We start from the raw sequence: 13,051 nt of genomic DNA, 5'->3' as shown, positions 1-13,051 counted from the left end.
AGCCGTACAGCCAAGCCGTACAGGGAGCATTGATGAGCCTGACCGACGACCGCGTGGAACTCACCCAGCTGATCTACCGGTTCTGCGCCCTCATGGACGACGGCAGGTTCGCGGACCTGCGGTCGGTGCTCGCCGAGGGGGTCACCGCCAAGGACCCCGGCGGCGCGCCCGTGGCGGGACGGGACGCGGTGATCGCCAACGCGGCGGCCGCGCACTCGCCCGGCGAACGGTCCCAGCATCTCGTCCACAGCGTCCTCATCGACGTCGACGGCGACCGCGCCGGCATACGGGCGAACGTGGTCGTGATCCTCAGTGACGACGCCGCGCCGGAGGGGGCGATCGCCCCGGAGCCCAAGCTCACGATCAGTTCGTGCCTCCGTTACGAGGCGGTCCGTTCCCCGGAGGGGTGGCGCGTGTCGAGCATCGACGGCGACCTCGTGTGGGCGAGTCACAAGCAGCCTCAGGCCGCTCCGGCGTAGGAGCCGCGGGCCGCCCCCCGATTGTTATCCAGAACGGCACCGCCGCGCGGACGTCCGCGCGGCGGTGCCGTTGTTCGGGCCGCTCAGTCGGCCGAGCCGATCAGCACGGGGAGCTTCAGGGGTCGACCCGCAACGCGCCGGTCGGGCATGCCTTGACCGCGTTGAGCACGGTGGCCTCCTGGTCGGGGTCGGGCCGGGTCCGCAGGAGCATCACGGTGCCGTCGTCCTCGTTCTGGTCGAACACGTCGGGCAGGCGCAGCACGCACAGCCCCGCGCCGATGCAGGTCTTCCGGTCGGCGTGAAGTTTCACGACGCCTCCCAGGCGACCGGCAGCGCGTCGACGCCGTAGTGCAGCATCTCGTCGCGCAGGGGGACCTCCTCGGGCGGCACGGCGAGGCGGAGGCCGGGCAGGCGGCGCAGCAGCTCGGTGAAGGCGATCTTCATCTCGACCCGGGCCAGCTGCTGGCCCAGGCACTGGTGCACGCCGTGGCCGAAGGCCAGATGCGGGCCGCGGGGGCGGGTCACGTCCAGCACGTCCGGGTCCGGCCAGTGCTTCTCGTCCCGGTTGGCGGCCACCACGGAGAGCACCACGGTCGAGCCGGCCGGGATGTGCTCGCCGCCGACCTCCACGTCCACGGTGGGGAACCGGAAGAGCCCGATGTGCACGATGGACAGGTAGCGCAGCAGTTCCTCGACGGCGTCGCCCATGCGGGACGGGTCCTCGCGCAGCGCGGCGAGCTGGTCGGGGCGCTGCAGCAGCACGAGGGCGCCCAGCCCCAGCATGCCCGCGGTGGTCTCGTAGCCCGCGAGCAGCAGCAGGTTGGCGATGTTGACCAGTTCGTCGTCGGTCAGCGCGGGGTCGGCCCCGGCATGGTGGATCAGGCCGGAGATCAGGTCGTCGGCGGGGTCCTCCCGCCTGCCGGCGACCAGCCGCTGCATGAACGCGCGCTGGGCCTCGGCGTTCTCCATCGCGTCCTTGACCGGCAGGTTCGCCTGCAGCAGGGTCGTCGCGCGCCGCCGGAACTCGGCCCGGTCCTCGTACGGCACCCCGAGCAGCTCGCAGATCACCAGCGAGGGCACCGGGAACGCGAACTCGGCCATGAGGTCGGCGGTGTCACCCCGGGCCAGCATGGCGTCGAGCCGCTCGGTGACGATCTGTTCGATCCGTTCGCCGAGCCGGTTGATCCGGCGGACGGTGAAATGCCCGGCGAGCAGCCTGCGGTAGCGGGTGTGCTCCGGCGGGTCCATGTTGATGAACGACCCGGCCTGCGCCCGCGCGTTCCGGAACTGCTCCCGCTCCTCCTCGGACAGGTTCTTGAACCTGGGGTGGTAGCGGAACCGGTCGGAGGAGAACCGCGGGTCCGCCAGCACCGCGCGGCACTCCCGGTGCCCGGACAACAGCCAGAACGGGTCGCCGGTGGGCAGCGTCGACCTGGTGACCGGGGACCGCTCGGCCATCGCCGCCAGGGCGGGCGGCAGCGTGAACGGGTCGGCGCGCTTGATGAGTTCTCGGGGGATCGGTGAACCGAGCACGCCCCCGGCGGGCGGCTTCTCGGTCGGCTTGGTCGTCACGGCGGAGGACTCCTTCATCTCACTGTCGTGGGCCTTCTGGGCGGCGCGGCCTTCCGGCCGCCGGGAATGCGGACGGCCGCGGTCACAGGCCGCGCAGGCCGGCCATGAGGCTGCGGAGCTCGACGGTCAGGTAGTTGCTGTGCCGCAGCAGCGAGGTGAGCTGGTTGAGCGTGGTCCACAGGTACCGGTCGTCGGGCTCGGCGGCGGCGTCGTCCTCGACCTCGATGACCAGGTAGCGGTTCTGCGCGTGGTGGAAGCGGCCGCCCTCCTCGGAGTACATGACGTCCAGCCGGACCCGGTCCGGTGGCGCGGCGAGCACGTGGTCCAGGTAGGCCGGACGGTGTTCGGGCGGGGCGTCGGCGTAGTTGTCCGGCTGGCAGTGCACGGTGGCGGTCAACTCGGCGACGTTGAGCATGCCCGCGTCGCTGCGGGCCTGGACCAGCGCGTGCAGCGTGCCGCCGATCCGCCTGACCAGCAACGCGACCAGCCCGGGCCGTTTGGGGGCCAGCAGGGGCTGGGGCCACGCGGTGACCTCGCGGTTGGTCGCGCGTACGTCCACCGCGACGATGTCGAAGTACTTGCCGTCCCGGTGGTCGATGGCCTCGGCACCGAGCCGCCAGCCGCCCTCGGTGACGTCCCGGAGCGGCACCAGGCGCTGCACCAGCTCCCGCCGGGCGCGTACCTCGGTGAGCCGGCCGAGGACCTCGCCCAGGTCGTGGACGGCCCTGCCGTGTCCCGACAGCGAGCTGCGGACCGCCTCGGCGAACGAGCCGTCAGCGGCGTCCCGCCCGCCCGGCCCCGCCGGCCCATGCGGGATGCACGCCAGGACGGTCCTGGAGTCCATGTTCACCATGTGGTCCAGGCGCAGCAGGCGGTGGAGCTGGTCCAGCGTCAGCCAGCAGAAGTTGTCGTCGAGCGGTACGTCGTCCTCGGTCTCGACGACGATGTTGCGGTTGCGCTTGTGCAGGAACCACGTCCCCTGCTCGGACTGCAACCCGTCGAACAGCACCCGGCCGCGCGAGCCCGGCCGGAAGTACTCCAGGTACTTGGTACCGGCGCCGCCGTGGACCTTGGTGTAGTTGCTCCGGGTGGCCTGCACGGTCGGGGAGAGCTGGAGGCCGTTGATGTTGCCCGGTTCCATCTTGGCCTGCATCAGGCAGTGCGGGACGCCGTCGAACCGTTTGACCAGGATGCCGAGCATGCCGATCTCCGGTTGCACGATGATCGGCTGGGTCCACCGGGCCGCCCACGCCCGGTCGGTCCGCACCCGCAGGCCCTCGACCGAGAAGAACCGCCCGCTCTCGTGGACGAGGTTGCCCGTGTCCGGTTCGAAGTCCCACCCGGTCAGGTCGGCGAACGGGATCCGCTCCACCTGGAAGCTGTGCGCGCGCGCCCGCGCGTCGAACCAGGTGTGGAAGTCCGCCATGGACATGACCGCGTCGTCGCCGTCGGCCACGTCAGGCGTCCGGGCACAGGTGCAGCAACGCCCGGGCCGCCAGCCGGTACCCGTACGCGCCCAGGCCGACCACGGCGCCGGACGCCAGCGGGGCGATCACCGATTCGTGGCGGAACCGTTCGCGGGCCCAGACGTTGCTGAGATGCACCTCGATCCACGGCGGTTCGTAGCTCGCCAGCGCGTCCCGCAGGCTCCAGCCGGCGATCATCAGCGCGCCGGGGTTGACGATGGCGCCGGCCGTGGTGTCGCGATGCTCGTGGACCGCGCCGACCAGCTCGCCCTCCCCGTCCCGCTGGATCGAGACGACCTCCCAGCCCCGGGCGCCGACCTCCTCGGCGACCGCCTTCTCGATGTCGGCGAGCGTGCCGGTGCCATAGATCTCCGGCTCGCGGCGACCCAGCGCACCCAGGTTGGGACCGTTCAGCAACAGCACGACACTCAAAGGGCACCTCTCAGTCCGGCGCGGGGCCTGCCGCCGTCGTCTCGCCGCCCGGCGCCGCGGCGTGCGCGACCGCCGTCCGGCGGGCAGCGATCCGCGTGATCCGTTCGCAGGCTAGAAGAGGCGTGACCGGGCCGGTATCCCTCGACCTGATAGCTCCGGGCGGGCCGGGCGCGTACGGGGACAGGGACGCGAAGTCCTATCAGGTCGAGGGATGCCCGGCCGGGTGCCCCTTCCCTAAAGTGCCAAGAGGCAAGATCACCTTTCTCGACACGGAAGGGGCGATGTGCCCGCACACGCCGCGACGAACGGCACGATCGGCATCGGCGTCCTCGGCTGCGCGGACATCGCCCGCCGCCGGATGCTGCCGGCCTTCCTGGCGGACCGGAACCTGCGGGTCGTCGCCGTGGCCAGCCGGACCGGGGAACGGGCGGCGAAGTTCGCCGCCGAGTTCGGCTGCGACGCCGTCGTGGGCTACCGGAATCTGCTGGACCGCGCCGACGTCGAGGCCGTCTACCTGCCGCTGCCGCCCGGCCTGCACGCCGAGTGGATCAGGCGGGCGCTCCAAACCGGCAGGCACGTGCTGACCGAGAAACCGGCCACCACGTCCGCCGAGGACACCGCGGAGATGATCGCGCTGGCCAGGGCCGGGAGGCTGGTGCTGATGGAGAACTTCATGTTCCTCCACCACTCCCGCCACGACCGGGTCCGGCGGCTGCTGGCCGACGGGGAGGCGGGGCGGATCAGGGGCTTTCACAGCACGTTCACCATTCCCGCCCGGCCGGCCGGTGACATCCGGCTGTCGGCGGGCCTGGGCGGCGGCGCGCTGCTGGACAACGGCGCCTACCCGGTCCGGGCGGCGCAACTGCTGCTGGGAGAGGAACTCGAGGTGGCGGGCGCGCATCTGACGACCGACCCGCGGCACGGCGTCGACATCGGCGGTTCCGCGCTGCTGTACCGCTCCGACGGCGTCACCGCGCAGCTCACGTTCGGCATGGACCACCACTACGTCAACGACTACCACGTACACGGCAGCGGCGGACGGCTCAGCGTCGACCGGGCGTTCACCCCGCCCGCCGGCCTGGCGACGGAGATCACCGTGGCGCGGCAGGGCCGGGTCGACCGCATGACGCTGCCCGCCGAGGACCAGTGCGCCAGGACCGTCGCCGCGTTCGCCGCCGCGATCCGGACGGGCGCCGGCCCGGACGTCCGGGCGATGCTGCGCCAGGCGATGCTGATCGACGAGATCCGGGAACACGCGAGGAGGTCGCGGGTATGACGGAGAGTAAGGCGTTTCTCCTGGAACTCGTGCGCAAATACCATCGGGAGAACGCGCCTGGGGAGTTCGTGCCCGGGACCACGCCGGTGCAGGTCTCCGGGGCCACACTGGACGAGGAGGACCGCGTCGCCCTGGTCGAGGCGGCCCTGGACATGCGGATCGCCTCCGGCGTCAGCGCACGGAGGTTCGAGCGCGAGTTCGCGCGCACGCTGGGGCTGCGCAAGGCGCACATGACCAACTCCGGCTCGTCGGCGAACCTGCTCGCGCTGTCCGCGCTGACCTCGCCGACGCTGGAGGACCGCCGGCTGGTCCCCGGCGACGAGGTGGTCACCGTGGCGGCGGGGTGGCCGACCACGGTGAACCCGATCATCCAGAACGGACTCGTGCCGGTGTTCGTCGACGTCGAACTGGGCACCTACAACCCGACGCCGGAGCGTATCGAGGCCGCCATCGGCCCGCGCACGAAGGCGATCATGGTTGCGCACACCCTGGGCAACCCGTACGCCGTGGCCGAGATCGCCGAGATCGCCGACCGGCACGAACTGTTCCTGATCGAGGACAACTGCGACGCGGTCGGCTCCACCTACCGTGGACGGCTGACGGGGACGTTCGGTGACCTTTCCACGGTCAGCTTCTACCCGGCACACCACCTCACCACCGGCGAGGGCGGCTGTGTGCTGACGTCCAACCTGGCGCTCGCCCGGATCGTGGAGCAGCTGCGCGACTGGGGCCGGGACTGCTGGTGCGAGCCGGGCGAGGACAACACCTGCCGCAAGCGGTTCGAGCAGCAGATGGGAACGCTGCCGTACGGCTACGACCACAAGTACATCTTCTCGCACGTGGGGTACAACCTGAAGGCGACCGACGTGCAGGCCGCGCTCGGGCTCACCCAGCTGGCCAAGCTGGAGGACTTCGGCGCCGCCCGGCGCCGCAACTGGCGGCGGCTGCGCGACGGCCTCGCGGACGTGCCCGGCCTGCTGCCGCCCGACCCGACGCCGGACTCCGACCCGAGCTGGTTCGGCTTCATCATCACGGTGCTGCCGGACGCCTCGTTCACCCGGGCCGGGCTGGAGAGCTTCCTCGGGTCACGCCGGATCGGCACCCGGCGGCTCTTCGCCGGCAACCTCACCCGGCACCCCGCGTACGAGGACCGGCCGTTCCGCGTGTCCGGCGAGCTGACCAACTCCGACCTGATCACCGAGCGGACCTTCTGGGTGGGGGTGTACCCGGGGCTGACCACGCCGATGATCGACTACGTGATCGAGTCCATCCAGGAGTACGTGCGGGCGGCCGGGAGCTGACGGCCGCCCGCGCGAACCATCCGAGCGGGACTTCGGACCTCACGGGAGCGGCACCGAGTGGAGCACGGTCGCCGGCCCGGTTCCGCAGGCACCGGGCCTACGGCCGCGGCGGGCACCCCTGGCCCGGTCAGTTCACGTGCTCGCCGAGCCGGACCAGCGACGCGCGCAGCGCCTCGCCGAGAAAGTCCAGTTCGGTGTCCGTGGCGTTCAGCGGCGGCGCCACCAGCAGCCCCTCACCGCTGCCGTCGGGATGCCAGCCGACGAACGGGTACAGCAGCAGGCCGTTGCTCCTGGTGATCTCCAGGGCGTCGCGGATGGTGCCGGGGGCCAGCTCGATGCCGTAGAAGTAGCCGATGCCGCGCACATCCCGGACCGCCGGCAGCTCCCGGGCCGACTCCGCCACGAGCCGGCCCACGGCCGCGCCGCGCACCTCGCCGCGGTCGAGGGCACCGAACTCGTCCAGCACCGACAGCACCGCGAGCCCGACCCGCGCCTGCAGCGGGGTCGCCGACATCGTCCCCATGAGGGGCAGCCATCTGCCGCTCGACAGGATGTCCTCGGCCAGGTCCGGCGCGATCACCGTGGCGGCGAGGGGGAGGTACCCCGCGCCGAGCCCCTTCGCGAGCGTCACGATGTGCGCTTCCGCGCCCGGCGTGTGGTGCGAGCCCAGCGGGAGCCCGGTGCGGCCCAGCCCGGTGAGCACCTCGTCGTGGATGACGTAGACGCCGTACTCGTCGCAGATCTCGCGGACCGCCCGCAGATATCCGGCCGGCGGCACGTAGCCGCCTCCGGTCGTGCCGTTGACGGTCTCCACCAGCACCGCGGCGACGCTCTCCGGACCGGCTTCGACGATGGCCTCGCGCACGACCTGCGCGCATTCGGGCCGGCAGGCGGGGAAGGGGCAGCCGAGATGCTGGCCGGGGTAGGGCGGGTCGAAGGCGGGGCCGATGCCGAAGCCGTCGTCCTCGTGCGGACGCCGGGAGCGGTGGCCGGACAGCGCGAGCACGAACGCGCTGTTGCCGTGGTAGCCGAGCGACGCCGTCAGCACCTTGTGGCGGCCCATCTCGCCCCGGGACCGCTGCGCCAGCCGCGCCAGCGTGATGGCGGCCTCCACGGCCGACGTGCCGGTGGGGGTGAACATGACCCGGTCGTCCGGCCTGTGCACGGCCCTCGCCGTGGCGGAGGCCAGCTGCTCCATGTGGGTGGCCGCCAGCGATCCGGCGCTGGCGTACGTGCAGATCCCCGCCTGGTCCCTCAGCGCCTCGACCACCACGGGATGGGCGTGGCCGATGTTCACGTTGATGATCCCGCTGGACGCGTCGAGATAGCGCCGCCCGTCGGAGGAGTACACCCAGGATCCGCTGGCATGGCTGTAGGGGACCGGTGGAATCTGCAACCGCGCGGCCAGCAGGTGCGACGTCCCCGCAGCCTCAATCTTGGTCACGATGGAAGTCCCCTCCCGGCTCCCGGCGGACGGACGGCTCAGTCACGGCGTCCCGCGGACGCTCCGCAGACCAGCCGCTCGACGCGGCGGGCCACCTCCGACGGCAGCGGCTGGGCGGCGATCTCCCCCGCCAGCCCGGCCGCCGCCTCGGCGTACCCCGGATCGGAAATGATCTTCTGGCAGGTCTTCGCGACGGCCTCGCTCGTGGCCTCCTGCGGGGAGAGCGCGAGCGCCGCGCCGGACTCGACGAGGCGGCGGGCCATCTCGTTCACCCGGTGCATCGCGGGGTCGGGGATCAGGATCTGGGGCACCCCGAAGCTCAGCGCCGTCATCATGGTGCTGCCGCCGGTCTGGTGGACGAGGACATCGCAGGTGGGCGCGAGGACGTCCAGGGGAATCCAGCCCGCCCGGACGTCCTTCAGCCGTTCGCGCAGGGCGGGGGCGGCGTCCTCCGTCACCGGCACCACCACTTCCGCGTCCAGGGCCGTGATGTTCTCGACGAGGCCCTGCAGGAAGTCGTACTGGTTGTAGTTCGCCACGCCGGTCCCGATGGTCACGCCGATCCGCGTGCCCGCGCCCCGCGTGTACATCCACGGCTCCAGGCGGCACTGCGAGTTGCCCGGGATCCACCGCATCATCTGGGCGGGGGCGGCGCCCTGCGGCCGCAGGCTCGGCGGCGTGATGTCGATCAGCATGTCGGGGTCGGGGATGCGGTCCAGGCCCAGCTCCGTCAGCTGCTCGCGCAGGTCGTCCGTCGCCCCGAGGTCCATCAGGTGAGGATCGTGGATGTCCCACGCGTGACGCACGTAGGGGATGCCGAGGCGGGTGGCCAGCAGCGGGGCGGCGTAGGAGGCCATGCCGCCGATGACGACGTCGGGGCGCCAGTCCTCGGCGAACGCCAGCAGGGCGTCGAGGGTCGCGGCCTCCAGCCGCGCGTACCATCCGCCCGACATGCGCTCGCGCTCGACCGGATCCGTCGGCACGTGCACCGGCTTGCCGCCGGCCGCGAGGATCTGCTGCAGGGACACGTCCGGGTCCGTGACCCGCACGGCGGGAAGCCCGACGTCCACGATGGTCTGGATCATCTCCTCGTTCGAGGCGGTCACCATGACCTGGTGCCCCGCGTTGCGCAGGGCCGTGGCGAGCGGGACGTGGCTGAAAATCGTGGACGGGGCGACTCCGGCGAGAACGAGAGCCTTCAAGGAGTTCTCCTAGCGGTGGTTCGGCGGGATGGCGGGACCTCATTCGAGTTCGAAAAAGTGCGGCCCCGAGGCGGCTCGAATGAGGTCGTAAGTGTGATCAGACTCGCCCACACCGCCCGCCGGGGCCATCACCAACGTAGGTAGTCCCACCCGGCCGCCGGGAATGGCCCGGCGGGTTGCCGACGCCGTCGTGGCCGCAGATGTCAGGGGCCGAGATGACCTATCAGATCGAAGGATGCCCGACCGGTTCCGCCGGTCCTAGGCTGACGGGGGACCGTGCAAGTCGCCGGATCGGCACGGTGCCGCCGTCGACCGCCGGCCGATCCGCGATGGGGCGGCAGCGTGCCCAGGGTGATTTCTGAAGGGAATTTCTGACTGTGCCTCGATCAGCGGAGCAGTTCGAAAAATGGGTCCGCCGATTTCACCCGGCGCCGGACGGCGGAGTCCGCCTCGTGTGCCTGCCCCACGCCGGCGGGTCGGCGAGTTTCTTCTTCCCGGTGTCCAGGGCGCTCGCGCCCGCCGTGGAGGTGCTGGCGGTTCAGTACCCGGGGCGGCAGGACCGGCGCCACGAGCCGAACATCGCCGACCTCTCCGACCTGGCCGACCAGATCTTCGCGGCGATAAGCCATCTCGACGATCGCCCCATGGCGTTGCTGGGGCACAGCATGGGAGCCGTTCTCGCCTACGAGGTCGCGCTGCGCATGCAGGACGCCGGCCTCCCCCCGCCTGTGCGGCTCTTCGCCTCCGGCCGGCGTGCCCCGTCCCGCCACCGTCCCAGCGGGCTCCACCAGCAGCCGGACGCGCGGATCGTGGCCGAGCTCCGGAGGCTGAGCGGCACCGACGCGGCCATGCTGGCCGACCCGGAGATACTGGAAATGATCATCCCGGCGGTCCGCGCCGACTACCGCGCCGTCGAGACCTACCGGTACGAACCCGGCCGCCGGCTGGGCTGCCCGGTGACGGTGCTCACCGGCGACGGCGACCCCCAGGTCTCGGTCGACGAAGCAGCGGCCTGGAAGGAACACACCACCGGACCGACGGAGCTCCAGGTGTTCCAGGGAGGCCACTTCTTCCTCGTGGACCATAGCGAACGCGTGATCGGAATCGTGGCGGAGAGGCTGGACCATCAGGGCGCGGGCGAGCCTCACGGGGCCGCGATCTGAGGCGGTGCGAGCCGGGCTTCGAGCCCTGAGCGGGCGCGGACTCGCGGCGTGCGCTGAAGGGAGCGCGGAATGCCCGGGACGGGCCGCGGCGGCGGACGGCTGCTCGCCATCAGCGACCTCCACATCGGCTACCCCGAGAACCGGGCCCTGGTGGAACGCATGGTGCCCGGCTCGGGCGACGACTGGCTGCCGGCGGCCACGACCGCGACCGTTCCGTGCGCCTGACCCGGTTAAAGCCGCCGGGATGCGACCGATCAGCCATCAGTTCTGAGAATGGCGTCACAAACGGAATTGGAGAAGGAGGTGAGCCCTGGGGTGCTCACCCATGATCCGGCGCCGGCAGAGGGAAGAATCTCGGAACGAGAGACATCTCCGGAGTGCGCGGTGGTGCCGCGACATCCCTCGCTCTGGTAGGGCCGTGCCCGGCGGCCGAGTGAGACTACTTAAGTTGGTTATGGCCCCGGTGGGCGGTGTGGGCGAGTCTGATCACGCTTGGGACACATAGGGGGAGATGTGCAGCGAGCCCGCGGACTTCGCAGGCGGCACCGCCGGGAGTTGGAGATCATCACCAGTGTTACCTGAACGAAATTCGCATCAAGCGGCGGGCCGGCCGAGCCGGTGACGACCGAGCGCGGCGTCCGGGATCCCGCCGGAACGAGAACGCAGGCCGCGCCACCAGGCCGGAAGCCTGCGAACCCCGATCATGATCTTGATAGAGGGCTCGGATCACTGCGGCCCGATGCGGAGGTCGAGGCGTTGCTGGAGGAGCATACTTCGATGAACGGCCGACCATGAAGGGGATCATTCTCGCGGGCGGGAACGGAACGCGGCTCCGTCCCCTGTCGCTGGTCGGGTCAAAACAGCTGGCCCCGGTCTACGACAAGCCGATGATCTACTACCCGCTGTCCCTCCTGATGCTGGCCGGGATCTCCGACATCCTGGTCATCGCCCGGCCCACCGAGCTGCCGCTGTTTCGCCGGCTCCTCGGTGACGGTGGCCGGCTCGGCATCTCCATCGGCTACGCCGCGCAGGACGAGCCGCGCGGGATCGCCGACGCGTTCCGGATCGGCACCGACCACATCGCGGGCGAGGACAGCGCGCTGATCCTCGGCGACAACCTCTTCCACGGCGCGAACCTGCCGTCCCTGCTGCGGCGCAGCGCCCGGCGGCTCAACGGCTGCGTGCTGTTCGGCCACCAGGTCGCCGACCCGCAGCGGTTCGGCGTCGCCGAGGTGGACGAGGCGGGCCGGCTGGTGGCGATCGAGGAGAAACCGGAGTGCCCCCGTTCCAGCCTGGCGATCCCCGGCCTGTACTTCTTCGACGGCGAGGTCGTCGACATCGCCAAGGGGCTCGCCCCCTCCGCCCGGGGCGAGCTGGAGATCACCGATGTGCTGCGCGCCTACCTGAAGGCGGGGCGGGCCGACCTGATGTGGCTGGGCCGGGGTGTGACCTGGCTGGACACCGGCACCGCCGAGTCGCTGCTGGAGGCGGGCCTGTTCGTGCGGGACGTGCAGCGCCGCCAGGGCATCCGGATCGGGTGCGTCGAGGAGGTCGCCATGCACATGGGGTTCATCGACGCCGACGCCTGCTACCGGCTGGGAGAGGAGATGGCGAACTCCTCGTACGGGCGGTATCTGATGGATTGCGCCCGCATCAGTGGCCGGCTCCCCGCCTCCGCACGGCAGCCCGGAGGCTGGCCGTGAGAATCCTGGTCACCGGCGCCGCCGGTTTCATCGGCTCGGCGTACGTGCGCATGCTGCTCGGCCCCGGCCCGGCCGGGGGGCCCGAGATCACCCGGATCACCGTGCTGGACAAGCTCACCTACGCCGGGAAGATCGACAATCTCGACCTCACCGAGCCGCGCCTGAGGTTCGTTCAGGGGGACGTCTGCGACACCACCCTGGTCGGCAGGCTGATGGCCGAGGCCGATCAGGTGGTGCACTTCGCGGCCGAGTCGCATGTGGACCGCTCGATCGTCGCCGCCGGGGACTTCGTCCGCACCAACGTGCTGGGCACCCAGGTGCTCCTGGACGCTTCCCTCCGGCACGGCGTGACGCGCTTCGTGCACATCTCGACCGATGAGGTGTACGGATCGGTGCGGACCGGGTCGAGGGCCGAAACCGACCCGCTGGCCCCCACCTCGCCGTACGCGGCGTCCAAGGCGGCCTCGGACATGATCGCCCTGGCGTACCACCGCACCCACGGCCTGGACGTACGGGTGACCCGGTGCACCAACAACTACGGCCCCCGACAGTTCCCGGAGAAGATCATCCCGTTGTTCATCACCAACCTGCTCGACCGGCGCGACGTCCCGCTGTACGGCGACGGACTGAACCGGCGCGACTGGCTGCACGTCGACGACCACTGCCTCGGCGTGGACCTGGTGCGCACCAAGGGGAGGCCGGGCGAGGTCTACAACCTCGGCGGCGGTACGGAGATGACCAATCTCCGGCTCACCGGGTCGCTGCTGGCCGCGTGCGGCGGTGACTGGAGCCGAGTGAGCCATGTCCCCGACCGCAAGGGGCACGACCGGCGCTATTCGATCTGCGACGACAAGGCCCGGGACGAGCTGGGGTACCGGCCAAGGCGCGACTTCGCCGCCGGGCTTGCCGAGACCGTGGAGTGGTACAGGCGTAATCGCCGCTGGTGGGAGCCGCTCAAGCGGCGCGTGACCGGGATGAGTGTCGGAGAAGCCGTCTGATGCCGACCGCCCGCC

General features: G+C 71.2%; 13 protein-coding genes. 7 read left to right on the top strand and 6 right to left on the bottom strand.

Annotated elements, in window-relative coordinates; genetic code table 11:
* Positions 1-32: 32 nt before the first annotated feature.
* Positions 33-479: a nuclear transport factor 2 family protein gene (locus ACQP1N_RS30395; protein WP_067800102.1), complete on the top strand. Its 447-nt coding sequence runs from the start codon at positions 33-35 to the stop codon at positions 477-479.
* Positions 480-594: 115 nt separating this feature from the next.
* Here the strand turns inward: ACQP1N_RS30395 and ACQP1N_RS30390 are convergent, their stop codons facing one another.
* The 4 genes from ACQP1N_RS30390 to ACQP1N_RS30375 all read right to left on the bottom strand — a co-directional run bounded on the left by ACQP1N_RS30390 (position 595) and on the right by ACQP1N_RS30375 (position 3,949).
* Positions 595-789 (bottom strand): ferredoxin, encoded by a 195-nt coding sequence (locus ACQP1N_RS30390; RefSeq protein ID WP_207394119.1) that lies wholly within the window; start codon positions 787-789, stop codon positions 595-597.
* Entirely contained in the window at positions 786-2,051 is a 1,266-nt protein-coding gene (locus tag ACQP1N_RS30385) for a cytochrome P450 (protein ID WP_433227781.1), read from the bottom strand. The genes ACQP1N_RS30390 and ACQP1N_RS30385 overlap by 4 nt, the downstream gene beginning before the upstream one ends.
* A gap of 82 nt (positions 2,052-2,133) precedes the next feature.
* Complete coding sequence (locus tag ACQP1N_RS30380) at positions 2,134-3,507, bottom strand: NDP-hexose 2,3-dehydratase family protein (RefSeq protein ID WP_433227780.1); 1,374 nt, start codon at positions 3,505-3,507, stop codon at positions 2,134-2,136.
* Position 3,508: 1 nt separating this feature from the next.
* Complete coding sequence (locus ACQP1N_RS30375) at positions 3,509-3,949, bottom strand: type II 3-dehydroquinate dehydratase (RefSeq protein ID WP_433227779.1); 441 nt, start codon at positions 3,947-3,949, stop codon at positions 3,509-3,511.
* Positions 3,950-4,232: 283 nt separating this feature from the next.
* Here ACQP1N_RS30375 and ACQP1N_RS30370 point away from each other — a divergent pair, with 283 nt between their 5' ends.
* Both ACQP1N_RS30370 and rfbH read left to right on the top strand, forming a co-directional pair.
* Complete coding sequence (locus ACQP1N_RS30370; protein WP_433227778.1) at positions 4,233-5,225, top strand: Gfo/Idh/MocA family protein; 993 nt, start codon at positions 4,233-4,235, stop codon at positions 5,223-5,225.
* A complete protein-coding gene (rfbH, locus tag ACQP1N_RS30365; RefSeq protein ID WP_067800112.1) occupies positions 5,222-6,526 on the top strand; it encodes a lipopolysaccharide biosynthesis protein RfbH in 1,305 nt (434 codons plus the stop codon). Before ACQP1N_RS30370 ends, rfbH begins: the two co-directional genes overlap by 4 nt.
* Positions 6,527-6,653: 127 nt before the next feature.
* Here rfbH and ACQP1N_RS30360 read toward each other — a convergent pair whose 3' ends face one another.
* Positions 6,654-7,970, bottom strand: coding sequence for an aspartate aminotransferase family protein (locus tag ACQP1N_RS30360; protein WP_067800114.1), 1,317 nt, complete (start codon positions 7,968-7,970; stop codon positions 6,654-6,656).
* A 38-nt stretch (positions 7,971-8,008) separates the two neighbouring features.
* The gene (locus ACQP1N_RS30355; protein WP_131732788.1) at positions 8,009-9,172 is read right to left on the bottom strand and encodes a glycosyltransferase; all 1,164 of its coding nucleotides are present in this window, start codon (positions 9,170-9,172) and stop codon (positions 8,009-8,011) included.
* 452 nt (positions 9,173-9,624) lie between these two features.
* Between ACQP1N_RS30355 and ACQP1N_RS30350 the strand changes: the two genes are divergently transcribed.
* The 4 genes from ACQP1N_RS30350 (at position 9,625) to rfbB (ending at position 13,036) form a co-directional block, all read left to right on the top strand.
* Entirely contained in the window at positions 9,625-10,335 is a 711-nt protein-coding gene (locus ACQP1N_RS30350; protein WP_433227777.1) for a thioesterase II family protein, read from the top strand.
* Positions 10,336-10,404: 69 nt separating this feature from the next.
* The gene (locus ACQP1N_RS30345) at positions 10,405-10,560 is read left to right on the top strand and encodes a hypothetical protein (RefSeq protein ID WP_207394121.1); all 156 of its coding nucleotides are present in this window, start codon (positions 10,405-10,407) and stop codon (positions 10,558-10,560) included.
* A 566-nt stretch (positions 10,561-11,126) separates the two neighbouring features.
* Positions 11,127-12,038, top strand: a complete 912-nt coding sequence (gene rfbA, locus ACQP1N_RS30340; RefSeq protein ID WP_433227776.1) for a glucose-1-phosphate thymidylyltransferase RfbA — start codon at positions 11,127-11,129, stop codon at positions 12,036-12,038.
* Positions 12,035-13,036 (top strand): dTDP-glucose 4,6-dehydratase, encoded by a 1,002-nt coding sequence (gene rfbB / locus ACQP1N_RS30335; protein WP_433227775.1) that lies wholly within the window; start codon positions 12,035-12,037, stop codon positions 13,034-13,036. Before rfbA ends, rfbB begins: the two co-directional genes overlap by 4 nt.
* The last annotated feature ends 15 nt before the right edge of the window (positions 13,037-13,051 follow it).

It is taken from the genome of Actinomadura formosensis, assembly GCF_050948385.1.
GTDB classification, from domain to species: Bacteria; Actinomycetota; Actinomycetes; order Streptosporangiales; family Streptosporangiaceae; genus Spirillospora; species Spirillospora formosensis.
Note: the sequence above shows the minus strand (reverse complement) of the source record. Positions and strands in the feature narration are given on the sequence as shown.